Genomic DNA, 25,467 nt, shown 5'->3' on the forward strand with positions numbered 1-25,467 from the left:
GGATATCAGATGTTGGAGTTACTTACATGGGCAGTTGGCGGAATTCTATTTGTACTGAGCGGTATGCACTTATATTGGGTATTCGGCGGACAAAAAGGTGCTAAGGCAGCGATCCCAAGCACGGGAACGGATTTGCTTTTTAAACCCTCCAAAATAGGGACGTCGATTGTTGCCATTTTACTAGCCTTAGCCGCTTGGTTCGTTTTGGAGTTAGGGAGAGTCGTACCAATTCAGTTTTTCCATTTCTTCTATTTCTACGGTGCAGGCTTGTTGTCATGTTTATTTATTTTACGTTCTATAGGAGATTTCAAATGGGTAGGGTTCTTCAAGAGAAAAAAAGGAACGGTTTTTGCAAAATGGGATACTGTGCTCTATTCGCCCCTTTGTTTTCTCTTGGGAACAGCCATTTTAATGATGATGCTTTTACGTACGGCATAGCTTAAAGCTGATCTTTACCCGATTTGTTTCTTTCGTACGTCTCCACCAGTTTCTTTCTCAGTGAAATAGTACAGTAAAGCCAGCACAGGCAAAATGACTCCAATCAGAGCGCTGAAATTCCAACCACCCAACGCATAAGACCAACCACCTAATGATGATCCAATCGCTCCACCTATGAAAAAGATAGACATGAATAATCCATTCAGACGCCCTCTCGCTTCACTTCCCAAGGAGTAAATAACGCGTTGCCCAAGCACAAGGTTTCCTGATACAGCCATATCCAGTGTAATCGCTGAAACAAAGAGAAGGATGAGCGCAGCCGTCGAATGACTTTGGAAAATATAGATGACCAAAAAGGACAAGGCGGCAATGACCATAGCTAGCCCGGTTAAACCTTTGCTCCAACCTTTATCAGCCAATCTCCCGGCAATCGGAGCTGCTATTGCGCCCCCTACACCTACTAGAGCAAACAGTGCAATCCCTTGCTGAGACATGCCGAAATCATCCGCCAAGCGTAGAGGAACAACCGTCCAAAACAGGCTGAAAGCACCAAATAGGCAAGCTTGATATAGGGCACGGCGGCGCAATGCAGGCGTTTGTTTGAAAAGAGTACCTAGCGAGAGAATCAGTTTACTGTAAGATACCGTAGGTACAGGCTTGCGCTCTGGAAGAACCCGCGAGAGAAGAATCGTCAACAATGTCAGAACGATGGCTGACATAATAAATACGGCTTGCCATCCCCAAATGCTGGTTATGAAGCTTGCCAATGGACGTGCGAACATAATGCCTAGCAGGAGTCCACTCATGACATTCCCGACAACCCGGCCGCGCTGTTCTTCGGATGCTAAATAGGTAGCGTACGGTACCAGTATTTGGGCTACTACAGATCCAACTCCAATGAACAAGGATGCGGTCAGGAACGACGTGGCATTGGGGGCAAAGGCAGCAACGAGCAATGCACAGACTGTAATGATGAGCGATACGACCATGAGCCGTCGATTTTCAATAATGTCGCTAATGGGTACGATAAACAGCAGTCCCACAACATAACCGATTTGAGTTAAAGTGACAATGAAGCCCGCTGTTGTGGAAGAAAGGCCCATCGCTACATGAATAGGTCCTACCAGGGTTTGAGCATAGTAAAGGTTGGCAACAATAAGGCCGCATGCCGCTGCCAACAGAAACATCATCCAATTTGAAATACGGTTACCTTCTACGGCTTGTTGTTCTCTTTGCATGATAATCCTCCTCAATAATTTAAATACTGAACGTATAGTTCTTTAATTCGATAATCAAATAATATACTGAACGTTTCGTTTTGTAAATAGGCAAATTCAACTTTATTCTTACCTGATATTTGATATACTGAACGTATAGTTTATTTTAATATTTTCTTATATCTATGTAAGAAGGTGAGCATTCCAGTGCAGAGTAAAAGAGGACGTCCGCGTAATGTCGAGTCGCAAAAATCTATCCTTGCCGCCTCCTATGATCTACTGTTGGAGCAAGGCTTTGGGGCTGTTACGGTAGAAAAAATTGCTGAGCGAGCAAAAGTGAGCAAAGCCACCATATATAAATGGTGGCCTAACAAAGCTGCCGTAGTGATGGATGGTTTCCTGTCAGCTACCATGGCAAGATTACCTGTACCCGACACGGGTCGTGTACTAGACGATATTCTCATTCATGCTACGAATTTAGTACGGTTTCTAATCAGTCGAGAAGGTAAAATTATTACGGAGTTAATTGGCGAAGGGCAACTTGATGCAGGGTTGTCAGAGGCATACCGAACCCGGTATTTTCATCCACGGCGACTTGAAGCCCGGCATCTTATTGAGCGGGGAATAGAGCGTGGGGAATTGAAGGAGCATCTCGATGTTGAATTATGTATCGATCTCATTTATGGGCCGGTTTTTTATCGATTGCTGGTAACCGGTTATCCATTAGACGATGCCTATGTACGACAATTAGTCATGAATGCGTTCGAAGGGATTAGCTTGGACTGAATTGCGAATGCCATATAGCGGGGCTGGCAGCCACCACAGAGTATTCTCCGTGGTGGCTGCTTATTTCTTTTTTCCTTTTTCTTTTACCCGCCGATCCTCTATGCTAACTCCTGCTTTATTTATTCGTCAGGATCTATACTAATCTTTTGCAGTAAGTCGATCAGAAGGTCCTCTTCCTCTTCGGATAAATTGTGGACAAGACCGGCATTGAGCTCGTCCAGTATTGCTTGTAGGACAGGAGCGAATTCTAATGCCTTGGCCGTGGGAGACACAAGTTGAGAACGTCGATCATTCGGATCCGTTTTACGTTCAATGTAGCCTGATTCCTCTAATTGTTTTACAGAGCGTGCCGTGGTTGCCTTATCAAATTTAAGTTCATTCGTCAGCTGCTCCTGTGTAATACCTGGCCGCTGCAAAATAATCTTTAAAAAACTGTGTTGCCCCCCACTGCCGATTCCGTAAGGAGCCAATTTTTTGGACAGTATTTTTTGATTTCGACGGTACAGGTGGGAAATTAGCTTTCCAATCGGTTTTTTCCTCATTAAATACACCTCATTGGCTTGAAAATGGCAATCCCCAGCTGGGACCAAAACAAAGTTTACAATACTATTGTTGCGCACGCAACTAATTTACTGTACACTAGAACCGTTCATTTAGTTGCGTATGCAACTAAAGAGGAACTGTCAACGATAAAGAGGTGTTAATGATGAGTTCAACTGCTACAACTGCTGCAACCTATCAAGAGAATATCGAAGTTCAGAAGAAACGTTGGATGATTTTGATTGTTTTAAATCTGTTTACGTTTATGTCCACCTTGGATGGAAGTATTGTTAATATTGCTCTTCCTGTGTTGTCTCGCACGTTACATTTACCTGTGGCACAGATTGAATGGGTGACAACCGCCTATTTAATGGCGATATGTACCGCTATTTTATTTTTTGGCAAGCTAGGGGATATGGTCGGTAAAATCAAAATATTCAAAATCGGCACCATCATATTCATTCTTGGCTCCCTATTGTGCGGTCTTAGCTCTTCACTCTCCCTATTGCTGATTTCGCGCATCATTCAGGCAATTGGAGCATCCATGACCATGGCGAACAGCCAAGGGATCGTAACAGATATCTTCCCGTCTACTGAACGGGGCAAAGCGCTTGGCCTCATCGGAACCTTCGTTTCTTTGGGTAGTATCGCCGGGCCGAGCTTGGGCGGTATTATTGTCTCCTCGCTGGGTTGGCAATACATTTTCTGGGTCAATGTACCGATAGGCCTGATCGCTGTCTTTCTGGGCTGGAGGCTTCTGCCTAAGGATCTGATCAAGGTGAAGGATAAGATCGACGTTCCTGGCAGCCTGGTGTTTGCTATTTTTATTCTCACTTTATTCGTCGGATTGTTGCTGGGACAGCAGGTCGGGTATGGAGACCCACGTATCATTGCTTCGCTGGTAGTGGCCGTAGTTGCTTTTGCCATATTCATTTGGTTGGAATTGCGTCGTCCACAGCCGCTGTTACAGCTCGCTCTATTCAAAAATCCGTTGTTTTCGCTCAGTATTTTGTGTGCTTTTCTGGTGTTTGTCGCTAACTTCTGCTTTAACATCATTTCGCCTTTCTATGCACAGAATATGCTGAACTTGTCGCCTTTTTATGCCGGATTTCTGCTGATGTTGTTCCCCATCTCTATGGTTATTGTGGCCCCGCTCAGGCGGCGCGCTGTCCGATAAAATCGGGTCTGAACTACTCACCTTCGCCGGGCTGGTGGTTATGGTCGTTGCCCAAATTGGATTAGCGGAGCTGCATGCAGGTAGCTCCATCCCGCTCGTCGGTCTGTGGATTGCCATGCTGGGTATTGGCAGTGGTTTATTCCAATCGCCGAACAATTCGCTGATTATGTCCAAGGTACCCCGTACACAGCTTGGGTCAGCCGGAAGTGTTAATTCACTGGTGCGCAACGTCGGGATGGTTGTAGGGATCACGCTGGCCACAACCATTCTCTTTAATGTTATGAGTAAAGAGGCTGGTTATCGAGTCACCGGATTGGTTCCGGGTCACCCTGAAATTTTTCTGGAAGGAATGCATGTAGTCTTTATGACGTCTGCCTCCATCTGTCTTGTGTCGGCATTGTTAACAGGCTGGAGGCTGATCGGGGCAAAACGGGCAAGAACGCAGCAAGAAAAGAGATAGAGCCTTCAGGATGCCAAACAGGCTAATTCATAAAAAGATTGCTATACTATCTTCTTACACTTCTACTAAACGTCCGTTCTCTCTCCAGGATTGCAGTATTTTCTCAAGTACCCACTGATTGTTGTATCCGTCGTCGAACAAGGGGGCTCGATCCACGAACTCCCCCCTTGCCAGCTTAACAAAATCGCCATCGGCTGTATGATTATAGATTGGTGGAACAGCCCAAGTCTCGTATTCGGCATCCGGGTGTTCCAGGTCACGCAACACAATGCGAATACTTTCCGGATTATTGAGACTTGCGTGCAGCGTACCGAGCTCACCGTAGATATCCACTTCGATATCGTGACGTTTGCCGATGGCATTTTTGTGAGTGATGAAGGTACCCACAGTATTATCGCCAATGATGCCATGAAAGGCGGCGAGATCTTCCACATCCACTTTTACAGGCAGACCCGTGACCGGATCGGGCCGCTCAGGTGTAATGATATGTAGCAGCGCCGCGACGCTTTTAAATTCACCTATCAGAAAACGGGCCAGATCAATAATATGTGAGGCCGTATCCCCCACTACTCCAGAGCCGGCCTTGGCTAAATTGTGTCGCCATGTATACGGATGCTGACGATACGGTGAAAATGCATCCATCAGATAGCGGAATTGAATATTGTATATTTTGCCCAGCTTGTGCTCATCCAGCAGTTGCTTGGTATATTGAAAGGCCGCACCGTAGCGATGCTTGTAGTGAACCAGCAAAGGCACCGGATTCGCGGTATACAGCTTTTTCAACTGACCTGCCTCCGACCACGTGAGTGTCAATGGTTTCTCTGCCAGTACAGCTTTGTGTTCTTCCAGCGCAATCCGAATAATGTCAAAATGCACATCATTGGGTGTCAGCGACAGAATCGCATCTACCTCTGGGTCACGGATCAATGCTTCATAATGGGAGTACCGCTTGGAGGCAGGCAGTTGCAATTGCTCTCCGATGGCTTGAAGGCGGTTCGCATTTACATCACTAACGGCCACAATCGATACCCCCGACATGCTGTGTAATGATCTGATGTGATATTCAGCGATCAGGCCCAAGCCGATGATACCCATCCGAATGGGTAGGGTTGGGGAGGTAGAGGTACTCATATGTTCAGAATTCCCTTCTCTACAATTTGGTTTGATATCTGGAGCACATTCCTTTTTGCTATGCAGTATCACCCGTACCTTTGTAGAATAGTCCCCATCAGAAGTGATCGTCGTAAGTTTTACTTCCACAGACAGATAGCGGACAGCGAATACAATTCCCCATAAAAAAAAGGATCTGCAGCTCCGTTGTCCGGTTTTGCAGATCCTTTATACTTCTTCTCTATATCGACTACATCGACTACATCAAAAATGTACCTACGACAAAAGATACCCCGATGATGATTGAGCGCAACAGCTGTGCCAGAGCTACATTGCCTTTGGCAATTTCCTCGCACACCTTGGTGCGCGGCGTCACCAGATCAAAAATCACATACACCAGACACAGCACTACAATACCCACGGCCGACCAGGTCAGCATATCGAGCCATGAATGGCTGCTATACGACACCATTCCCACGATGATACACAGACCTAGCAGCTTTGCCCCCATATAGATGCCTGCCGCTTCATTGCCGCGTGCGATTTCCTGATTATCGTTATAACGTGTCAGCAAGCTGAACACAAAATAACCTACGATTAAGATGGCAAACAAGATAAGCAGGCCGATACCTACATTGCCCAATGCGTTGCCCAAACTGATATGAGAGTCCAATTTTTTTCCTCCTTATGATACTTGTGAATAGGAACAGATCTGTTCGAATATTTTACATTTCACAATTCAGCTTATACAGCGGGTGGATTAGAAGGTTCGTTGGCAACGGCGGCAGCGCAATAGTAGGCCATATCGCCTGTTACCTTTTCACCGATTCGCGGCAGAACCCCCGCAAAACGCCCCCCGATCACGAATATACCTGTCAGTACATAGCCGTGAAATAGCCCTTCCTCGGTCTGCACCTCTGCGCTCTGCATGGGCCACAGCCGCTGATAAATCTTAGGCTGTCCCTCGTAATAAGCGGCAATATGTGCGGCTTCCTCCTGTTCAGGTGTTAGTGGAGCATCAGCTTGATGATGCAGATCAGGCTGGTCAGCCTTCGCATTTTGGGCCACTCCCAAGACACCTTCCAGTCTCTTCTCGGGTTCAGGCTGCTCAATCAAATGCGTGCCTTTACCCTCTCGGCCCCATATGCCTTTGGCGACATAAGGCTCTTTATTTTGCAGAAACACGGATGGCTCAAAATATGTAGGTAGCAGGTAGGTTCGTATCACCTCCAGCTCCCGTTCGTCAAACAAACGAAAACCGCAGAACGCTGGTGTCTGTTCATTGCGCTCGTACAGCGACCATACGGTTGCGGTGAACCCTTTGCTCTGCGTAATGATATGCTGCGGCGGATTGATTAGTCCTATTTTTCCGTCTGCCACCATATCCATTAACGCCTGCCCCACCTCAAGCCCTGTGTCCTCTTCCCGATCTTCAATCAGATATTCCAGCGGATACAGGCGATAGAGGATGTGAATCTGCTCTCCACGGTGATACAATCCTTCATTCGGGATAATTTCCAGTTCTTCCAATGGCGCATAAACCACTTCAAACCCGGCTTGTTCACATAATCGCATGATATATTTGGTATTCGTCTGATCCTCAATATGCCAATCATAGCAAGTGAAATACACCTTTGTCCCCAAACCCTTACGACTATAAAAATGAATGAGCTCCGTCAAGGCAGACTGAATCGCCTCATCCATTCCAGATGAGGGTCCATGTAGAGCAATGTCATCCCCTGACATTCTCTCACCATGCAGCACCTCCAGCAGCTTTCCTTCGAGATAAGCCACCTCGGGAATCCCGGTCGGGGTATCGGTGTTATTCTCAATGCACTTGATCCCCGCTTCCCCCACAATCCAGTCCTGACGGGTGATCCCATCCGGCGCGGCTTCCATACGTGCAGCACGCAGCAAGCCTGGATGAATCCCCAACCGCTCTACCAGATATTCATCCGGCATATAGCGCTGGATAAATTGCTGAACCTTGCGATAAATACGATGTACCGCCTCAGAAGCAGCCTGAAGCTCTGCCAGCTCGCTTTCCCGATACACCGTTAAGGCCGGCACGCAATAGGACTTGCCGTACATGCGATGATACGGAATCATATGGCTGATTTCACCCTTAAAAAGCTCGTCATGTTCATAAGGTAATTGCCGAATCGTACGCATGCTCATCTTAACCCCCAGAAAAAAAGCCGCTGCGTGAGCCACTGCTGCCAAAACCACTGTGTGAACTGGAAGATGAGGACGAGCTTTTGCGATAAGAGCTGGAGGAAGAACGGCTGCTATGATATGAGGAGCCTCCACTATAATAGGTCGATCCGCCATAATAATACCCGCTGCTGCCTGAATCCCGACAGGCCGTTTGCTCTGATACAGGGAGCTCGTCGCAGTCATAATACTCGTCATCACCGCAACCCGTCAGAGCGGCCGGGACAGCCAACATCAGGGCAAAGGCCGCCATCCGTGCACGAGAGCCGGGCTTGGATTTCATGGTTTCCCAAGAATGCTCCATCACAGATCGACCTCCTTCACAAACAAATGCACCTTTTTCAACTGAGGGTCCAATACCGAATATATAAATTCGTATGTTTTGCCACCCAATACCGTATAGTGATCCAATAGCCGTTGGGCTAGGTCTAAGGTAAATACCGAGCCTTCCCGCTGATCCATGCTACGGAACGCAGGCTCATGCCATACCCAGTACAATGCGCTGAATGTGGACGTATAGCCTCTCTCACTGGCTAGCACGAGGTCCGTGATCGACGCGCCGTAAGGCTTTGCACGTTCCCCTGTAAATTCGGTCACATAGACGGAATGATCCGTATGCTCCTCACTTTCATTCGAGGTATGCGCCCATAGTTTGTCATGGAGACGCGTAGCGTCTACAAGCTTGCGCAGAAACAGCTCATCTCCCGATACGGATTCCCGTGTCAGGCTGCGCAGTTCCTTTTGAGTGTCTTCTGACCATTCGCGATACGTTAATGAATAATAAATGATGATTCCCTTCCCTTCCTGTACGCTTCTGTCATGAGGTTTACTATAAATTCAAGCTTCTGTCGTCGTTCACTATACGAGATTCTACCTTGAAAAGGTTCAATTTGGAAGAAAAATACGACAAAAAGCCGCAATCCCCAGGATTACGGCTTGGTTGCAGCGCCTATAGCTTGATATTGTTTTCGTCGAAATATTCCTCCAGCGTCAACCCTTGCTTGGCTACATCCTCTGCAATGTCTACTCCCACATAACGGATATGCCAAGGCTCGTACACATAGCCGGTCACATCTTCCTTACCCTGCATATAACGAATAATAAATCCGTATTCCGGTGCATGTTGTTCCAGCCATTGGCCTTCCTTGGAAGCTCCGAACGATTGCTCCAGCACATTGCCTACGCTGGGGCTGGATACGTCAATGGACAATCCCGTCTGATGCTCACTCGTACCCGGTACAGCGCTGACTTTAGAGGCATATTCCTGCCCCTTTGTCTTTACATTGTTGTCGAAAATAGACACCTGACGCTTATAGGAACGGTATCCCGATACCGCACGCAGCTCAATACCGTCCTTTTTCGCACCGTCGAACAGCTTCTCCAGTGCCTCTGCCGCTTCCTTACGCAAATGCCGCTTCTCATGCGGTCCCTTAAAGGAAAAAGGCACCTGCGGCTCTACCAGATCATCCGGGACGTAGCCCACAGGCAAGCTGCGCTTTTTGTTCACAACGACTGTATCCGAAGTCGCATTGGTGACAACCGCAGTTCCATCCTCTTCCTTAACTGTGGCCTGCAGTGCACTTTGGCTTCGCAACGCCATCACAGGATCAGCCTGTCCACTTCCTGTATCCGCAGAGGCTTGTCCAGCGCTAGTACTGCCATTCCCCGCATCCGTCTGGGTGGAAGGCTGTACATTCTCCTGTACCGTTGTGGATGATTTTAATGGCTCACTTTCCTGTCCACCTGATCCTCCTTGCTGGCAGGCTGCCAGCAATAGCCCTGGCAAGATCAGCCCCGGAATGAGCGCTTTGGTCCATCGCTGAGATGTGCGCGTCTGTTGTATATGTCGTTTCATGCTGGTATCTCCTCCAATATTGCAATTGATACATGACTTGCAGTGACTTTTCCGTTCCCTCATTGTAACTGAACTTTGGACACTCTTCGAAGCCGTTATCCTATCCAATGAGGGTGAACAGACTCGAAAAAGAAAGCATATACCCGAATTATTACGGATTATGACGTTTTTGCGGGATTGCAGCCTGGGCTCGCTCGGCTACCCGTTCACGTATGAGTTTCAATGCTTCTTCGGCACGGGGTAACCCTGGCAGCAAGGACGTAATATCGGTCTCCTTTTTGGAAGCAAGTTTCTGCGGTAGGCGGATTTCAATGGCATGAAAGCCTGCTCCGGGACGATGCAACGCTCCTTCAGCTGCAGATTCTGCAATCCACTCGCTAATCGCTGCCGTTCCGCTGCGTCCGCCCTCCGCGCGTGAGGTAGGCTCAAGCGCGGGGGATGTTCTCTGCATATGGGATAACTCTCCAGCCCAAGCACTAAACACGTATTCCAGCAGCTCTTCCTGCGTCATTCCGATCAACGCCGGACAGTGTTGTGGCTCGTTTTCCAGTCCGGCCTGAAGAGCTTTCTTCACGTCTTCGACTGCACCCACTCCATTCTCTCTGCTGGAGATGGCGGTCTCAGCTGCGAGTTGAACAATCTCATCCAGCGACAGGCAAGCTTCCCCTTTCAGAAGACGGTAGATGTCCAAAGGCTCCGCTTTTAACTGCTCCAGCCATGCCCCTCGCTGTTCCAGGTTCAGTACAGGCACTGGGCCAGTCCATTGAACGGGATGTGCGAAAGGTACACCCGTCGATTTACCTTCCAGACCATTGCCGTCTAATTCCACGATCCATCGACCGTCAGTTACTTTCAGCTTCACTCGCGGTCTCGTCATCGCCTTCATCCTTTCTCTGCTCACTCGATCCATACGTCATTTTGCAACGCAATCAGACCACGCAGTTCATCATCAGACATTTCGGTGAGCCAATGTTCTCCAGAGCCGACAACCTGCTCGGAAAGGGCCTTTTTGCTCTCGATCAGCTCGTCGATTCTTTCCTCCAGTGTTCCCTGACAAATCAGCTTGTGCACTTGTACATTGCGACTTTGGCCAATACGGAATACTCGGTCTGTCGCCTGATTTTCCACCGCAGGATTCCACCAGCGATCATAGTGAATGACATGGCTGGCACGCGTCAAGTTCAGACCCACGCCACCTGCACGCAAGGAAAGTACGAATATATTCGGTCCTTTTCCCTGCTGGAAGTTGTGAACCATTTCGTCCCGTCTGGTTTTCGCCAGTCCTCCATGCAGGAAATATGGCTCTTCTCCCAAAATCTTGGCCAAACGGGATACCAGCAGTTCTCCCATCGACACATATTGGGTGAAAATCAGCGCCGATTCATCGTTCTCGCGAATGGTTTCTACCAATTCCAACAGTCGCTCCATTTTACCCGAGTTTTCGGTTTTACTGCTGTCAGCACGTCCTGGGATGATCAAACCCGGATGGTCACAGATTTGCTTCAACTTGGTCAGCGATGACAGAACAAGCCCCTTGCGGGCCATACCGACCTGCCCATCCAATGTTCCCAATAATTGATCCACCACACCGCGGTATAATCCGGCCTGCTCTGGTGTCAGTACACAATAGGACTTCAACTCCAGCTTCTCTGGCAAATCCTTACGAATATCCGGATCGCTTTTGAGCCGACGCAGCATGAACGGGGAGACGAGACGATGAAGCTCACGCAACGCGGACCCCCGCTCCTCTCCTGCCAGACTGTACCGCTGGCGGAATGAAGATGCCGTACCGAGGTACCCTGGATTCAGAAATTGAAAAATAGACCACAGCTCGCTTAGCCGATTCTCTACCGGCGTGCCCGTCATGGCAATTCGATGCGGGGCGGACAACTTCATGACGCTTTGTGCCTGCTTAGTGCGTGCATTTTTTATATATTGCGCCTCATCCAACACAATGGAAGACCAGTAGACCGCAGATAAATCGCTGCCGTCCCGGCCCGCCAAATGATAGGTAGTGAGGACGATATCATACTCTCGTACATTTTCCTGAAACAGCTCACCGTGGAGTCGCTGGTTGCCATGGTGAATATAAAGCGACAAATCCGGTGAAAAACGCTTCAATTCCCGCTGCCAGTTGCCAAGCAAAGACGTCGGACAGATAATTAACGCCGGACGCTGATCATCTGCGCCGATGCCACCATCGAGCAAACAGGTAATAACCTGAATCGTTTTACCCAGCCCCATGTCGTCCGCAAGGCACACACCAAAGCCCAATCCGCGCATCGCAGCCAGCCATTGAAAGCCGCGCTCTTGATACGGCCGTAGTGCACCATGCAGCGTCTCCGGCACAGGCCGCGGCTCTACGGAACGGAGTACCCCGCCCTCAGCCAACGAGGCAAGCAATCCGGCGGATTCCGCGCCAAAGATGGACAAGCCCTTCCACGAGGCCTCGCCTGCACTTTCATTTTCCGCAGCCAAATGCATCCATTCGGACAAGCTCATTTCACCGTTTTCTCCGCGCTTGATAAACCGCAGCACCTGACGAATTTCCTTGGGATCTACCTCAATCCATTCCCCTCCGAGACGTACATAAGGCAAATTGGCCGCGACGATGCTTTCCAATTCCTCCATCGTCAAGGTCGTATCCCCCAGCACAGCCTCGGCATCAAACGAAATCATGCGGTTAATGCCAACCGACGATGTATCGGCGATCACACCATCTGGCTTGGCACCCTGCTCTGTCGAGCGCATTTTAAGCCGCAAGCCTGCACGTCTTCGCCCCTCCCGGCTCCAGCGTGAAGGCATTTGCACAGTGATACCATTCTTTTGTAAAGAAGGTACGGCTTCCGTCAAGAAGCGGAAGAACATCTCCGGCTCCAGGGTCAGTCCCTCGGGATAAGGGCGGTTTAATGCTTCCTGCAATATAGGTGCCGCTTCAGCCGCCTGTCCGAGCCTCGTCAGCAGTTGCGCCTGTACTTGACGGTACACAATTTCACCGCGAACCAGATCACGTTCCGGATATGCCCACAATGCCAAAGCAGGCAGTCGTAATCCGGGCTCAGCATCGCTTTCTGCCCAAAAGGTAATGCGCCATTCCTGGATACTCTCTTCCAAAGAAGGCTCCAAACGAAGGCACAGACGCAATTGCCCTTCAATGGGTTCCTTGGCTTCCCGTTCCGTTACAGGCATCGTGCTTCCCTTAAGAGAGGACGCCTGAAGAACCAGCTCCTCCATCTCAGCAGGCGTTCCCTGAATCGCAACCTGGCGCGAACCTGTCAACAGACTGTTCCACCACAGCTCCGCCAGTGGTGATCCTCCGCGCCGATAATCTGCCCGATATCGTCCCAATTCACGATCTGACGCAGCCAGCACCGCGGTCGTTTCTGCATGAACGACCGCACACAAGAAGGAATACAGCACCATTCCAGCTGCATCCTCACGTGTTTCTGGCTCCTTGCCCGCAAAAACGGCCGGAGCTGCCATACAAACAGCCGGCATCGCAGCTGCCAGCTCATGAAAGCGGCGGATGTCCTCCTCTTCGCGAAGCCGAGGAATCCACACCCCTACCGCCGCATCCGGGCCGCGCCGTCGCGGTCCAGATGGACGCGCCTCTGTAAGTGATGGCACGATTTCGCCCCGCTGCATCAGCTCCAGCGCAAAATAAGCAGCCTTTTGCCAATATTGCATTTCCTCGCCAAGCGTAATGCCTGATGCCGCACAGCCCTTCTCGTCCATGCGAGTCAGCAGAGCCATCGTCTCGCGGGGTTCCAGCGCGAGACCCTCCAGCGTACGCCCCAGCATGGAACGTCTCTTGCCACCTCTGCCTGCGGTTTCCACGCGAGCAATGTTAGGTATCCGCACCTCGGCAAGACGCAACGCAGCCTGCCGAAACGGCCGAAGGTCTCCCTTTAGCGTCAGCCTGCGAATTACACTGCTCCACGCATCAATACGTGGTTCCGACGTCTCACCAGAAAAGCAAAAAAACACATCTCCGAGCCATATTCCATAAAGCGGTTGATTCATATCTGTCTCCCGTCCAGCCTTTTGAATTATTACTCTTCATCATATACGAAAACGGGCTCATTTCAAAACTTTATCACAAAAATAAATGGAAAGTCATACGTTAATAACCTTAAATATTCATGTGATTAACTATAAGCACTGCCTCTTATTCTTCATCATCCTTCAGATAAGGATTCAGGCTGTTTTGCAGCAATTTCCTGACCAGCATACGCAGTTCTTGCGGATATACGACCTCGGCCTCTGGCCCATACTTTAACAAAAGTCTGGATACATACCTAAACTCTTCAATGGGGATATGTCCGTGCCATTCCTGACCCAGGCCTTCCTGATGGGAGACATTGTGGAAGAGGGCATCTGATTCGGCCAGCCTAGCACCCAATGCGGTAAATTTTATTTTGGACGGAATTCCTACACGGGAATCCTCTGAAGCCAACCATGCTTGAAGGGTGGGGAGGCTGTCCAAGGTTTCATCTAGTATCGTGATGGTGATCACCCGATCTGAACGGTACAGAATGATGCGGTCTTTGTTATGCGCTGGCATATACCAATATCCGTGATCAAAATAAAGCCCAATCGGATATACCTGGGTCCACTTTGCCCCGGAAGCGGAGCGGTAGTGCATGTTCACCCTGCGCTTGTTTAGTGCAGCCTCCAAAATGAGCGAGGTGTAGGGTGAGTCTGCGTGAGTAGGTATCATACGAAAAGAAATGTAATCCTTTAATTGGTCAATGCTGTCCTGTACATCCTGGGGAAGCTCGGCATAATAATGCTCGGACAAATGTCCACGAACCGATCCAAAAGGGATATCCGGAATGTCTTCCAGCAGTTGCAGCATGAGAAAAAGACCCAGTGCCTCGTCGCGCGCAAGATGAAGGGGAGGAAGAAGCCGATTGGGAAGTGCCCGGTATCCGCCATGAGGGCCCGTCTCGGTATACAGGGGCAACCCGGTTTGCTGCAGATAATCGAGATCTCTTTGTATCGTTCTGACGGAGACGCCAAAGCGTTCGGCCAACTCACGCGCCGTATATTTTTTTCGGGAATCCAGTATCCTCATAAGAGCAATTCTGCGTTCGTTCATAAGATACTCCTCTAATCAAAAATAAAGTTTAGACGATCCTTTAACTACGACAAAGTATGTCATAAATAGATTGTAACATAGAGATAAAAAGGAGTGATGAACGATGAAGGATTTGAAATCAAATGAAGTAGTGCTGTATATCGCCATGAGTCTCGACGGGTATATTGCGTTGCCTGACGGGTCGGTGGACTGGCTGTATGATGTCAAAGGAGATGGCGGGGACAATGGATACGCTGATTTTTACGATACTGTAAGTACAGTGCTGATGGGCAGGCTGACGTATGAGGAAGTGTTAAAGCTTTCGGATGATTTTCCTTATGCCGGAAAGCCGTGTTATGTACTCACCCGGTCATTGACGGAGCAACAGCAGGCACCACATGTTACATTTACGGACGAGGCTTTGTCTGAACTGGTTCCGCGTCTACAAAAACAATCGGAAGGTTTGGTATGGTTAGTAGGTGGGGGTCAGTTAGTTCAGGCCTTCATGCAGGCTGGGCTACTGGAAAAGGCGATCATTGCGATCATTCCCAAAGTACTGGGACAAGGAATACCCTTATTCCCAGAAGGAACGCTGCCAAGTACTTTTGAACTCCAAGAAATCGAACGCCGCGGGGATATTGTTCTACTTCATTATCATTTATAATTATGTTCACAAAAAAACCTTCGTATGCTCAGGATCATGCAATCTCCCTGACATACGAAGGCTCTACTGCGTATTTCATTTCATTATTTGGTCTTTAAATTATCCCATGTTCTCTGGAAATCCTCGAACAGCTTCCCGGCATCCGATTTACCTGCCACATAGGCTTGCATCTGACTTCCGAATTCTTGCTGTGCTCCTTCAGGATAACGGCTAAAGAACCAGCCCAGCAGTTTATTTTCCTGACTATATTTCACTACTTCGGCACCCAGTTGGCCCATATCGGCCTCTTCCCCTTTGATGCTCTTGAACGCCGGAATGAACTTAAACTCCTTGGTGATATACTTTTTCCCCTGCTCGGATGTCACTATCCAGTTTAAGAACTCTTTGGCCTCAGCTTTGACAGACGAATTTTTATTAACCACCCAGTTATTGGCAACCCCTACAAACAGCTTATCTCCGGCTGTTGCGTCTTCACCAATCGGCATAGGCAGGATACCCAGATTCAGCTTCGGATTAATTCCATCAATTTGAACCTGAGTCCAGTTCCCTTGCTGCATCATGGCAGCTTTGCCAGTGGCAAAGTTCGTTACCTGCGTATTGTAATCAGTCGTGAGCGGCTTCGAATTGCCATACTTGAGCGTCAGATCGAGCAACTTAATCCATTCGGCGAATACAGCATTGCCTGGAATTTTGGCTGTACCATCATTCAGTCCCTTGACGAAGGCCGAGGGGTCTGGCTGATTGGCAAATGCCACGTTCAGCAAATGATTACCCAGCACCCAAAACTCCTGGTATCCATTGGAAAAAGGTGTGATCCCTGCGGCTTGCAGCTTTTGCGCAGCAGCCTCCAGCTCGGACAGCGTTTTAGGAGGCTCGGTGATTCCAGCCTTTTTGAACAAATCCTTGTTGTAGATAAAGCCGTACCCTTCCAGATTCATTGGCTGACCGTACAGCTTGCCATCCTTGGTCATCGGTTCTTTGGCGACATCGACCACATCACCAACCCAAGGCTGGTCGGACAGGTCCTCCAAATATTCCAGCCACGTATCCAGCTCACGATAGCCGCCGACATTAAAAATATCCGGCTGTTCGCCAGAGGCAAACTTGGCCTTCAACGCCGCCCCATAGTCACTCCCCCCGCCTACGGTCTGAATGTCGAGCTTGATCCCCGGGTGAGTCGCTTCATACTCCGCCTTCATACGATTTAGCGCTTCTGCAATCTCTACTTTAAACTGAAAAATGTGAATGGTTTTTTCCTTCACTTCCTCATTGCCTGCATTTTGTCCACCACTGCTGTTACAGCCAGCTAAAACCAGGGCAAAGGCAGCAAAAAGCAAAATCAGTGCTTGGGCTTTCTTTTTAAAAGTATGCGTTTTCATATTTATGTTCCTTTCTATTCTAAATTTCAAAGTGTTCTCCGTTTGCGGAGTGGCACACCGTGCACATGTTTTCAGTACATCCCACACTCAGCCTTTGACCGAGCCTGCCATGATACCTTGTATAATATATTTTTGCATGGCCAGAAAGAACGCGATGACCGGCAAAATACCCAGCACCAGAGCTGGCAAAGCCAAATCCCACTGCTTCGTGTATTGTCCGAAAAAGGCATAGGTAGCAATCGGAATGGTGCGCAATTCAGCCTTTTGCAGTACCAGAGAAGGCAGTAGATAGTCATTCCAGATCCAGAGTGTATTCAAAATAATAACCGTTACCATCATGGGCAGCATCAACGGATATACAATCCGGAAAAACACCCCGTAAGGCGTGCAACCGTCCACTGTAGCTGCTTCTTCCACCTCAACAGGTACACCTTTGACGAATCCGTGAAAGAGAAAGATGGACATAGGAGCCCCGAATCCCAGATAACAGATTACCAGACCACTAATACTGTTCATTAAATCCAGCGTACTTACAACCTTGACCAAAGGAATCATCACCGATTGGAAAGGAATGACCATCGCAGCCACGAACAGGCTGAACAGTACCCGATTGTAACGTGTTGGGCGCCGAACCATTCGATAGGCAGCCATTGAGCTGATCAGTACGAGCAGCAGATTGCTGACCACCGTAACCACGAGTGAGTTCCATAACGCTTCGGGAAAACGCGTAATACTCCAAGCTCTAGCATAGTTGCTCCATACAAAGGTTTGTGGCCAGGCCGCAGAGTCAGTGAGCAGGTCACCAAAGCTTTTGACCGAATTCACGAACAAAAAGTAAAACGGGACGAGGAATACCAATGCGACGAGGATCATCACCAACTCAGTCGCCCATGTCCCAACGCGGTAGCGATTGTTTGTTTCCATTTACGATTCCACCTCCCGGCTTTTCGTCAGGCGTACCTGAAGGCTCGTAACGAGAGCAACAATGATAAAGAAAATGAGTGCTTTAGCCGTTCCCAACCCATAACGATTATTGACAAACGCTTCATTGTATATATTGAGCGCCACTGACTCTGTAGAACCAAAGGGACCACCCTTCGTCAATGACAGGTTGAGATCGAACATTTTAAACGACCATGATATCGCCAGGAAGAGACATACCGTAATGGCAGGCATGATCAAAGGCAGTATAATCGACCGCAAGATTTGCATCCGGCTCGCCCCATCAATCTCGGCTGCCTCCAGCATATCCCGGGGCACATTGGTAAGGGAAGAGATATAAATCACCATTAAATATCCGGCTGTTTGCCAGATAAACACGATCACAATGCCCCAGAAGGCCGTGATCTCATCTCCCAGCCAGGACAAATTGAAGAAGGACAACCCCGTACTCTCGCCGATCGCTGCAAATCCCTTGACGAAAATAAACTGCCAGATAAATCCGAGCAACAGACCTCCGATCACATTAGGCATGAAAAAAATAGTTCGAAGCACATTTTTTGTTTTTAGCGGCTTGGTTAGAAAATACGCCAGCAGAAAACCAAAAATATTGGCAGCTACCACTCCAATCACCGTAAAACGGACGGTAAACCAGAACGCTGTCCCGAATTTGTCATCATTAAATAAAATGTGACTGAAATTATCCAGCCCGACCCACTTTGCCTGATTGGCTACCCCGTTCCACTCTGTAAAAGAATAGTACATTCCTAGCATGAAAGGGATTACAATAATGATAACGAAAAATAACGTCGATGGCCCTACAAAAATCCATTGCTGGAGCCATTGCGACGACTTGGCGCGATTCAAACCGATCCCCCCTTTGTTCTCTTTGGTGTCTGGAACGCTCCTCTACGGCATCCTTGCAAGCAATGTGGACGTTGAATCCGTATGGTATGCGATTCACATGTTCATTATGTCGAATAAGCGCTCTGGAGAACACGCAAGATCGTGAACCATTAGGGGGGAAAATATTGACCTCTGGCTTGCCTTGAATTGTGAAAGGAGCTACCTGCATGAAATTTCATAGCATTCGTTCTCGTCTAATCTGGTTTCTACTCATTGCGGTCACTCTTCCGTTGCTGCTTTCAATGACCATGACCTTCATCCTCACCAAGCAATCCTTACGGGAACAGGCCACCCAAGAAAACGAACGGCTTATTTTTCAGGGAATTACGAATTTGGATAACTATTTACAGGGATTAAATCGCGCATCGATCGGAGTCTATAATGACCCTCATTTTCTGCGCAACCTGGCTAAAATTCCGGATGATTACCGGGCCGTTGCCGAGATTTACACCACGCTGCAAACGATGATGAATGCTTCCTCAGGCATTGACCAGGTGTACTTGCATTCGTTTGAGGCTGGGCAATCTACACTGATTACCAGCACGGTCCCTCTACGGGAGTTCCGGCTGGAGCCCTTCACCGGTTCTATTCATTACGGCCCTTCTGGGCTGTTCATGCAACCCTCGCACATAAAGCATTTGTACGGCTTTTCAGCAGTTTCCTATGCTGAGCAGAATACAAAGCGGCAGGTTTTTACACTCCACCGTGCGATTCGGAACATTCCGTCTTCAGAAACGCTTGGGGTACTGGCTATAGATGTTGATCTGGAGCCGCTGCGCAGTATTTGCCGTCAGTTGTATGATGCAGATACAGAGGAGCTATTTTTAATTGATCGGAACGGAACGATCATATATAGCGGAAAAGAATCATCCATTGGAACACACTGGGAGGAATCTGACCTGCTCAATCGAATTTCTAAAGAAGGCGGGCACGGTGTAATTGAGGATGACACAGCCCTGCACGTATATGGCAAACTGGATGCCAACCTGTCAAGCTGGACTCTCGTCAAGAAAATCCCTCATCGGACGCTTTATTTGCGGGCTACCCAACTGACCCAGATCAATGCGGTCATTACAGGCGCAGCGTTGCTGCTCGTTATTGTCGCCACGTTATGGATTTCGATAAAAATTACGGAACCTATTAAGCGGCTGACCCGCTACATTACCCAGATCCAGTCCGGTCAGCTGGATGTAGACATCCGAGCCATGGGCAACGATGAGATTGGAGTGCTGTCGCGTCGCTTCAGACAGATGATGGATACCATCAATAACCTCATTTTGCAAGAATACAAGCTCGAACTGGCTAACAAGACGAACCAGTTGAAAGCGCTTCAGGCACAGATTAATCCTCATTTTTTATATAATACGCTACAGTCTATTGGAACACTGGCTCTACAGCATGAGGTGCCGCGCATTTATTCTCTGCTCTCCTCCCTTGCCAAAATGCTGCGCTATAACATGCGAGACCATACGGTTGTTACACTTAAGGAAGAAGCTGAGCATGTAAAACAATATCTTGATTTGCAAAAGGAACGCTTCGGTGAGCAATTAGAAGTAACCTATCAGTGGGATGATGAAATTCTGAATGAGCGGGTGCCTAAGATGATTCTCCAGCCGTTGGTGGAAAACTACTTTAAACACGGTGCCGATCCCCGGCTGGGGCCCGGTAAGATTCGCATTACAGGCAGCCGAATCCGGGAAGGCATTGTGAAGATAGAAGTGGAGAATAACGGCGCATCGATTCCACCAACCGAGTTGGAGCAGCTTCAGCAAATGCTGAAACGTCCGCTGAAAGCCCATGAAGAATCAGACACTAGCGAACAGAACTCCATCGGTCTTCGTAATGTTCTATTACGTATCCAACTTCACTCGGAGGATGGTTCTAATACCTTGTGTGTAGATAATATTCTGCCTCATGGCGTTCGTTTTACACTTGAAATTTGCACCGAACCGCTTACAGAAATTCATATTAAGGGAGAGTGATCTGTCAATGAAAGTCCTGATTGTGGATGATGAAAAGCATGTACGTCACGCCATTCGGATGCTTGTACATTGGGAAGCTTACGGAGTGACCGAGGTGATTGAGGCTGAATCGGGCGATCAGGCGATTGAGGTCATTACCGCACTTTCCCCACCCGTGGTACTCACTGATATGCGAATGCCCGGGAAGGATGGAGTAGCCTTGATGGAGTGGATTCAAGCGAATTCCCCTTCCACCAGAGTCGTGGTGGTCAGTGGATATGATGATTTTGAGTTGGTTCGACAGGCCATTCGCCGGGGAGGCATGGACTATATTCTTAAGCCCGTAGATCCGGTAGAGATTAATGAGGCAGTTAGTAAAGCTACTCAAGCTTGGAGAACAGCGGAGCAGGACCGGAACAGGCAGGCCATGCAGGCTATAGAGGTCAATCGAATGAGACCGCACTATGCTGATAAACTCCTGACCGAGCTCATTTCCGGTACATCGCTCTCCATCACGCCTTTACGTGAGGAGCTGCGTCTCCCGCCAGCTATCCAAGTCTGCAATGCGGCAGTGATGAGCACCACTCAGCTGGACGCCGATATCCTGGATAAATACAAAACGCGCCGCGCGCTCTTAGGCTTTTCCCTCATGAACATCTGCAACGAATTTCTGGGCACCTCTCAGACCGGAGTTGCATTCCGTCATCTGGAGCGTACGGACGAAATTATCCTGCTGTATTGGGGCGAGCCGGCTCGTTGGCCAGCGCTCTTGCAGGACATTCACGCAGGGATCAGAACGGCGCTGCGGTGCTACATGCACATTGGAGTTGGTTCTTTCGAAACCTTTCCCGCAGGGGCAGCCACAGCCTACCAAGAAGCACGGCAAGCGCTCTGGAAACGGGATATGTTGCAGAACACTGACTGGATGCACGAAAGTTCTCCGGCCCGGCAGACCGTTCGTCTTCCCCAGTTGTCTGAAATGGAAGAAGAACTACGGCTTAGTGCGCTCAGCTGTAATGCCAGTCGCGTATCTATGGCGGTAAGCAGCTGGATGGAAGCCGTAGCCGTACTGCCTTTGGTTACAGCAGAGCAGCTAGCCGGCTGGAATCAAGAGCTGGATTGGATGCTGGCTCGCTGGCTGAATGACAGACCTGGAGATACCGAAGGCGAGGAACTGACGGATGAGTCGAGCACCATTCCTGCCTTGCCGGTCGATAGCCGCGGTTTGCTTTCCCCACCTTTATGGAAAAAACAGATCGAAAATCGATTGCTGGCAGCCGGTCAGGCACTTACACCAAGCCATAACCCAAACAATCCGACGATCCGTGATATTGCTCGCTATCTGGATGCTAACTATGACGAGGACATTTCTCTACAGGATATAGCGAGCCGCTTTTACCTCAGCCGAGAATATATTTCTCGTAAGTTCAAGCAGGAGTACGGGGTCAATCTATCCGATTATTTGTGCCAGATCAGGATGGGCAAGGCAAAGCTGTTACTGCTGAATGACAAGCTGCGGCTTCATCATATTGCCGGTATGGTCGGATATCAGGATGAGAAATACTTTGGCAAGGTGTTCAAAAAGCTTGAGGGTGTCACGCCTGGCGAATTCAGAAGGCGCCATTCTGCAAATCCTCAGCCGTCAGCGCATATAACACATGATCTTCCCACACACCATTAATCTTCAGATAGTTGAGAGCCAGCCCTTCGCGGCGAAATCCCGCCTTTTCCATCACTCGATGGGAGGGCGTATTTCTTGGCATGACTCCGGCTTGAATACGGTGTAATTCCAACTCATTCAAGGCGTAGCGGACGATATCCTTCACTGCAGATGTAGCATAGCCTTGTCCGTGATATGCAGGATCTACGAAATAGCCCAGATTAGCGTTTTGAAAGGGCCCTCTAGCGACACCAGACAGCTCCATTCTGCCAATCAGCTTATTATTTTCCACCAAAAAAAGTCCAAACGTATATCCCTGTCCGGCTTGTGCCGCTTCTAAACCGTTGGAAATCAGGCGCGCCTGTTCTTCCAGCGTAAAATAAATTTCAGGTCGTTCTGGCTCGTACGGCTTGAAGAAATCAAAATTTTCACGTCTGATCTCCAATAAATGTTCAGCATCACTTACTTGTAACAATCGAATCTGTAACCCCGGATGGGTGGACCTCATCGAAATCACACCATTAGTTTCATAGAACATTATCATTACCTTCTCTCTATGTTATTCCTATATAATTGTAAATCACGGTCATGAGACAAGAAAATACCCTAGGCGCATGAACGCAGCCTAGGGTATTATTATTCAAAACTTAGTCCGTAACCGGCATCCAGCCAGGGATGGTCGTCAGTGCACCCCACAAATAGTCAGGAATGACCAGCTCCTGTTGGGCTTGCTTGGATAATGTCGTGCGAATAGTATCTTCAGTGCCGTTTTGCACCTTCTGAACCCATTGCGGCTCCATCAACAACGGACGTCCCAGTGAAACAAGCGGTACACCTGTCTCCAGTGCTGCAAGCGCCTCATCCGGAGTATTCAGTGAACCAACTCCCATGACTGGCACACGGTTCCCAACCTTCTCATGGATGAGAACCGTACGTGACCGTTCGTCACTACGGTCACGGAACGAACCGCCGAAGAAATGATTTACGGAAATGTGCAGGTAATCCAGCCCTTCATCTGCCAGGCGGTCTACAAGCACCATCGTATCATCCAGCGTGATGCCTGGCGTGTGTCCTTCCTCAGGAGACAAGCGGTATCCGAAGATGAACGGACGCTTCGCATGTTCTGCGATCACTTTCTTCACTTCGTGAACAACCGCCAGCGGAAAGGTCAACCGTTTTTCAAGGCTTCCTCCCCATTCATCCGTACGAATGTTGGAATGCGGAGAGAAGAACTGCTGCACCAGATAACCATTCGCTCCGTGAAGCTCTACACCATCATAGCCTGCTTCAATCGCGCGGCGAGTTGCTTCGCCATAGGCACGGATGACGCGGTGGATATCGTCAGGTGTCATTTCACGCGGCACAGGTGCGCCTTCTTTTTCCTCGGCTACTGCGCTTGCACTAATTGGTTGTCCGTCTGGAATCTGATCCGGCGGACACAGACGGCCACCATGATAAATTTGCAGGATCGCTTTCGCGCCCTCCTGATGAATCGTATCTGCCAGACGACGTAGGCTAGGAATCATCTCATCCTTGTCCGCACCAAACTCATTAACAAATCCTTTACCATCTGGAGTTACATACACACAAGCGGTAATAACCGCTCCCACACCACCGGAGCGTTCACGGTAGTATGCCAGTTCCTCATCACTGACTTCGCCATTTTCGTGGGAAGCAAAGTTAGTCATAGGGGCCATCGTAATGCGGTTCTTCAATGTAACACCGGATGGCAGGGTAAAAGCTTCAAATAAAGGATTATATTTCGGATTCATTCGTTCTCTCTCCTTCAGTTTAAGTCAGAACAGATCATATAAGGCTTTTGAGCATGAAACGATTGCGAATACGAATTCGATATCATTTTTCTTCCATGACAAAGCCTATCTACCGTGCTTACTTAAATACAGTGGTTATAATAACCACAGTATAAAGATCCGCCCCTATAAAGTCAAATCTATCCTTTCTGATCTCCCTTAAACTGTCCGAAAAACCCGAATTTCAGCCACTTGTCATCAGCTATTGACAGTCGCTTATTTGCCTCCGGCTATGCTATCTTTCTCCTCTCGGCGGGAGAACCAGGTCGCCAGCAACGAGCCGGAAATATTATGCCACACGCTAAAAATCGCACTCGGTACAGCAGCAATCGGATTAAAATGAGCTGCTGCCAACGCAGCGCCCAGCCCGGAATTCTGCATTCCCGTTTCCAGCGTAACGGCCTTACGTTTGGAAAGATTCATGCCAAACAGCTTGGCAAACCAATATCCGAGCAGAAAGCCGATACCGTTATGCAAAATAACCACAGCAAAAATAATCGGGCCTGTCTCCAAAATCTTGCCTTTGCTGCCTGCAACCACAATAGCCACAATGAGTACAATTGCCAATGTTGAAATGAGCGGCAGCGCCTTAACACTCGCTTCCGCCTGTTTGCGAAATAGCGACTTGACGATTACACCTAACACGATCGGAACAATAACCACGATGAGAATATCCATGATCAGCGACTTTGCATCAATATTCATCCAGCGTCCGGCAAGCAGACTAATCATCGCCGGGGTCGCCAGTGGAGCAATCAGCGTCGACACTGAAGCAATCGATACGCCAAGCGCCACGTCGCCTTTGGATAAGAGCGTCATTACGTTGGATGCAGTTCCACTCGGGCAACAGCCGACCAAAATAACACCCACCGCAATATCCGGTGGAAGCTGTAATACTAATGCCAATACAAAAGCGAGAAATGGCATGATCAGATAATGCCCGACCACTCCTATAGCCACATCCACTGGACGCCGGAATACTTCACGAAAGTCAGCTGCAGATAAAGTCAGTCCCATCCCGAACATGACAATGCCCAGAAATAGCTGTATGTATCCTTTCAACCCTGTAAACGCCGTAGGAAAGAAAAATCCCAAACATGCAAACAAAAGCACCCAGATGGAAAAGGTCCCACCTACAAATTTACCTGCTTTCTCTAATCCTCTCATTCTACTAATCCCCTTATTTCTATATAAGCTGAATTTAAGTAAATTCACATCGGAAGCATCTTCCGTCTGCGTATTAGCTCCCCAATGTGAACTCTTCATTCAG

Annotated in this window: 22 protein-coding genes and 1 pseudogene; 6 read left to right on the forward strand and 17 right to left on the reverse strand. The window is 48.7% G+C overall.

All coding sequences use genetic code 11. From position 1 onward, the window contains the following. Positions 1–9: 9 nt before the first annotated feature. The gene (locus KSP24_RS20565; RefSeq protein ID WP_013369203.1) at positions 10–438 is read left to right on the forward strand and encodes a DUF3995 domain-containing protein; all 429 of its coding nucleotides are present in this window, start codon (positions 10–12) and stop codon (positions 436–438) included. 14 nt (positions 439–452) lie between these two features. Here KSP24_RS20565 and KSP24_RS20570 read toward each other — a convergent pair whose 3' ends face one another. Next, positions 453–1,676, reverse strand: coding sequence for an MFS transporter (locus KSP24_RS20570; protein ID WP_058830581.1), 1,224 nt, complete (start codon positions 1,674–1,676; stop codon positions 453–455). Positions 1,677–1,862: 186 nt separating this feature from the next. On the opposite strand from KSP24_RS20570, the gene KSP24_RS20575 reads away from it, so the two are divergent. After that, positions 1,863–2,441 carry a TetR/AcrR family transcriptional regulator gene (locus tag KSP24_RS20575; protein ID WP_013369201.1) on the forward strand — a complete coding sequence of 193 codons (579 nt, stop codon included), beginning with the start codon at positions 1,863–1,865 and terminating at the stop codon, positions 2,439–2,441. Between the two features lie 119 nt (positions 2,442–2,560). Here KSP24_RS20575 and KSP24_RS20580 read toward each other — a convergent pair whose 3' ends face one another. Beyond that, positions 2,561–2,983: a MarR family winged helix-turn-helix transcriptional regulator gene (locus tag KSP24_RS20580; RefSeq protein WP_025675684.1), complete on the reverse strand. Its 423-nt coding sequence runs from the start codon at positions 2,981–2,983 to the stop codon at positions 2,561–2,563. A gap of 164 nt (positions 2,984–3,147) precedes the next feature. Between KSP24_RS20580 and KSP24_RS20585 the strand changes: the two are divergent. Further along, positions 3,148–4,618 (forward strand): annotated as a pseudogene (locus KSP24_RS20585) (MFS transporter). 54 nt (positions 4,619–4,672) lie between these two features. Here KSP24_RS20585 and KSP24_RS20590 read toward each other — a convergent pair. From KSP24_RS20590 to KSP24_RS20630, 9 genes are all read right to left on the reverse strand, one after another. After that, positions 4,673–5,749: a Gfo/Idh/MocA family protein gene (locus KSP24_RS20590; protein ID WP_058830584.1), complete on the reverse strand. Its 1,077-nt coding sequence runs from the start codon at positions 5,747–5,749 to the stop codon at positions 4,673–4,675. A 238-nt stretch (positions 5,750–5,987) separates the two neighbouring features. Continuing rightward, the gene (locus KSP24_RS20595) at positions 5,988–6,401 is read right to left on the reverse strand and encodes a DUF350 domain-containing protein (RefSeq protein ID WP_016819503.1); all 414 of its coding nucleotides are present in this window, start codon (positions 6,399–6,401) and stop codon (positions 5,988–5,990) included. A 71-nt stretch (positions 6,402–6,472) separates the two neighbouring features. Beyond that, a complete protein-coding gene (locus KSP24_RS20600) occupies positions 6,473–7,906 on the reverse strand; it encodes a glutathionylspermidine synthase family protein (protein ID WP_216976461.1) in 1,434 nt (477 codons plus the stop codon). Position 7,907: 1 nt separating this feature from the next. Continuing rightward, complete coding sequence (locus KSP24_RS20605) at positions 7,908–8,246, reverse strand: hypothetical protein (RefSeq protein ID WP_013369194.1); 339 nt, start codon at positions 8,244–8,246, stop codon at positions 7,908–7,910. After that, positions 8,246–8,539 carry a hypothetical protein gene (locus KSP24_RS20610; protein WP_254207911.1) on the reverse strand — a complete coding sequence of 98 codons (294 nt, stop codon included), beginning with the start codon at positions 8,537–8,539 and terminating at the stop codon, positions 8,246–8,248. The genes KSP24_RS20605 and KSP24_RS20610 overlap by 1 nt, the downstream gene beginning before the upstream one ends. A gap of 352 nt (positions 8,540–8,891) precedes the next feature. Then, entirely contained in the window at positions 8,892–9,797 is a 906-nt protein-coding gene (locus tag KSP24_RS20615; protein ID WP_216976463.1) for a M15 family metallopeptidase, read from the reverse strand. 151 nt (positions 9,798–9,948) lie between these two features. Beyond that, entirely contained in the window at positions 9,949–10,674 is a 726-nt protein-coding gene (locus tag KSP24_RS20620) for a hypothetical protein (RefSeq protein ID WP_058830588.1), read from the reverse strand. Between the two features lie 20 nt (positions 10,675–10,694). After that, the gene (locus KSP24_RS20625) at positions 10,695–13,820 is read right to left on the reverse strand and encodes a DEAD/DEAH box helicase (protein WP_192443005.1); all 3,126 of its coding nucleotides are present in this window, start codon (positions 13,818–13,820) and stop codon (positions 10,695–10,697) included. A gap of 145 nt (positions 13,821–13,965) precedes the next feature. Beyond that, positions 13,966–14,898 (reverse strand): helix-turn-helix transcriptional regulator, encoded by a 933-nt coding sequence (locus tag KSP24_RS20630; protein WP_216976465.1) that lies wholly within the window; start codon positions 14,896–14,898, stop codon positions 13,966–13,968. Positions 14,899–15,001: 103 nt separating this feature from the next. Between KSP24_RS20630 and KSP24_RS20635 the strand changes: the two genes are divergently transcribed. Continuing rightward, positions 15,002–15,541, forward strand: coding sequence for a dihydrofolate reductase family protein (locus KSP24_RS20635; protein ID WP_040102242.1), 540 nt, complete (start codon positions 15,002–15,004; stop codon positions 15,539–15,541). A gap of 83 nt (positions 15,542–15,624) precedes the next feature. Here the strand turns inward: KSP24_RS20635 and KSP24_RS20640 are convergent, their stop codons facing one another. The 3 genes from KSP24_RS20640 to KSP24_RS20650 form a co-directional block, all read right to left on the reverse strand. After that, positions 15,625–16,920 (reverse strand): ABC transporter substrate-binding protein, encoded by a 1,296-nt coding sequence (locus KSP24_RS20640; protein WP_040102243.1) that lies wholly within the window; start codon positions 16,918–16,920, stop codon positions 15,625–15,627. An 87-nt stretch (positions 16,921–17,007) separates the two neighbouring features. After that, a complete protein-coding gene (locus tag KSP24_RS20645; protein ID WP_013369186.1) occupies positions 17,008–17,844 on the reverse strand; it encodes a carbohydrate ABC transporter permease in 837 nt (278 codons plus the stop codon). Further along, entirely contained in the window at positions 17,845–18,726 is an 882-nt protein-coding gene (locus KSP24_RS20650) for a carbohydrate ABC transporter permease (protein ID WP_013369185.1), read from the reverse strand. 206 nt (positions 18,727–18,932) lie between these two features. Here KSP24_RS20650 and KSP24_RS20655 point away from each other — a divergent pair, with 206 nt between their 5' ends. Together KSP24_RS20655 and KSP24_RS20660 are read left to right on the forward strand one after the other, a co-directional pair. After that, positions 18,933–20,747 (forward strand): cache domain-containing sensor histidine kinase, encoded by a 1,815-nt coding sequence (locus KSP24_RS20655; protein ID WP_137077743.1) that lies wholly within the window; start codon positions 18,933–18,935, stop codon positions 20,745–20,747. A 7-nt stretch (positions 20,748–20,754) separates the two neighbouring features. Continuing rightward, a complete protein-coding gene (locus tag KSP24_RS20660; RefSeq protein ID WP_216976467.1) occupies positions 20,755–22,407 on the forward strand; it encodes a response regulator in 1,653 nt (550 codons plus the stop codon). On the opposite strand, the gene KSP24_RS20665 is transcribed toward KSP24_RS20660, so the two are convergent. The 3 genes from KSP24_RS20665 to KSP24_RS20675 all read right to left on the reverse strand — a co-directional run bounded on the left by KSP24_RS20665 (position 22,337) and on the right by KSP24_RS20675 (position 25,364). Then, positions 22,337–22,924, reverse strand: coding sequence for a GNAT family N-acetyltransferase (locus tag KSP24_RS20665; protein ID WP_216976469.1), 588 nt, complete (start codon positions 22,922–22,924; stop codon positions 22,337–22,339). The two genes, KSP24_RS20660 and KSP24_RS20665, sit on opposite strands and share 71 nt — an antisense overlap. 109 nt (positions 22,925–23,033) lie before the next feature. Beyond that, complete coding sequence (locus KSP24_RS20670; RefSeq protein WP_216976471.1) at positions 23,034–24,158, reverse strand: NADH-dependent flavin oxidoreductase; 1,125 nt, start codon at positions 24,156–24,158, stop codon at positions 23,034–23,036. 255 nt (positions 24,159–24,413) lie between these two features. Continuing rightward, positions 24,414–25,364 carry a bile acid:sodium symporter family protein gene (locus KSP24_RS20675; protein WP_013369180.1) on the reverse strand — a complete coding sequence of 317 codons (951 nt, stop codon included), beginning with the start codon at positions 25,362–25,364 and terminating at the stop codon, positions 24,414–24,416. Between the last annotated feature and the right edge of the window lie 103 nt (positions 25,365–25,467).

It is taken from the genome of Paenibacillus sp. AK121 (genome assembly GCF_019042715.1).
Lineage (GTDB): Bacteria > Bacillota > Bacilli > Paenibacillales > Paenibacillaceae > Paenibacillus > Paenibacillus polymyxa_C.

Excerpts from the sequence above, each read along its gene's own strand:
- KSP24_RS20570 (WP_058830581.1), bottom strand. The coding sequence starts at position 1,676 with ATGCAAAGAGAACAACAAGCCGTAGAAGGTAACCGTATTTCAAATTGG.
- KSP24_RS20600 (WP_216976461.1), bottom strand. The coding sequence starts at position 7,906 with ATGAGCATGCGTACGATTCGGCAATTACCTTATGAACATGACGAGCTT.
- KSP24_RS20630 (WP_216976465.1), bottom strand. The coding sequence starts at position 14,898 with ATGAACGAACGCAGAATTGCTCTTATGAGGATACTGGATTCCCGAAAA.
- KSP24_RS20675 (WP_013369180.1), bottom strand. The coding sequence starts at position 25,364 with ATGAGAGGATTAGAGAAAGCAGGTAAATTTGTAGGTGGGACCTTTTCC.
- KSP24_RS20565 (WP_013369203.1), top strand. The coding sequence starts at position 10 with ATGTTGGAGTTACTTACATGGGCAGTTGGCGGAATTCTATTTGTACTG.
- KSP24_RS20620 (WP_058830588.1), bottom strand. The coding sequence starts at position 10,674 with ATGACGAGACCGCGAGTGAAGCTGAAAGTAACTGACGGTCGATGGATC.
- KSP24_RS20660 (WP_216976467.1), top strand. The coding sequence starts at position 20,755 with ATGAAAGTCCTGATTGTGGATGATGAAAAGCATGTACGTCACGCCATT.
- KSP24_RS20580 (WP_025675684.1), bottom strand. The coding sequence starts at position 2,983 with ATGAGGAAAAAACCGATTGGAAAGCTAATTTCCCACCTGTACCGTCGA.
- KSP24_RS20625 (WP_192443005.1), bottom strand. The coding sequence starts at position 13,820 with ATGAATCAACCGCTTTATGGAATATGGCTCGGAGATGTGTTTTTTTGC.
- KSP24_RS20605 (WP_013369194.1), bottom strand. The coding sequence starts at position 8,246 with ATGGAGCATTCTTGGGAAACCATGAAATCCAAGCCCGGCTCTCGTGCA.
- KSP24_RS20640 (WP_040102243.1), bottom strand. The coding sequence starts at position 16,920 with ATGAAAACGCATACTTTTAAAAAGAAAGCCCAAGCACTGATTTTGCTT.
- KSP24_RS20655 (WP_137077743.1), top strand. The coding sequence starts at position 18,933 with ATGAAATTTCATAGCATTCGTTCTCGTCTAATCTGGTTTCTACTCATT.
- KSP24_RS20590 (WP_058830584.1), bottom strand. The coding sequence starts at position 5,749 with ATGAGTACCTCTACCTCCCCAACCCTACCCATTCGGATGGGTATCATC.
- KSP24_RS20670 (WP_216976471.1), bottom strand. The coding sequence starts at position 24,158 with ATGAATCCGAAATATAATCCTTTATTTGAAGCTTTTACCCTGCCATCC.
- KSP24_RS20615 (WP_216976463.1), bottom strand. The coding sequence starts at position 9,797 with ATGAAACGACATATACAACAGACGCGCACATCTCAGCGATGGACCAAA.
- KSP24_RS20665 (WP_216976469.1), bottom strand. The coding sequence starts at position 22,924 with ATGTTCTATGAAACTAATGGTGTGATTTCGATGAGGTCCACCCATCCG.
- KSP24_RS20645 (WP_013369186.1), bottom strand. The coding sequence starts at position 17,844 with ATGGAAACAAACAATCGCTACCGCGTTGGGACATGGGCGACTGAGTTG.
- KSP24_RS20635 (WP_040102242.1), top strand. The coding sequence starts at position 15,002 with ATGAAGGATTTGAAATCAAATGAAGTAGTGCTGTATATCGCCATGAGT.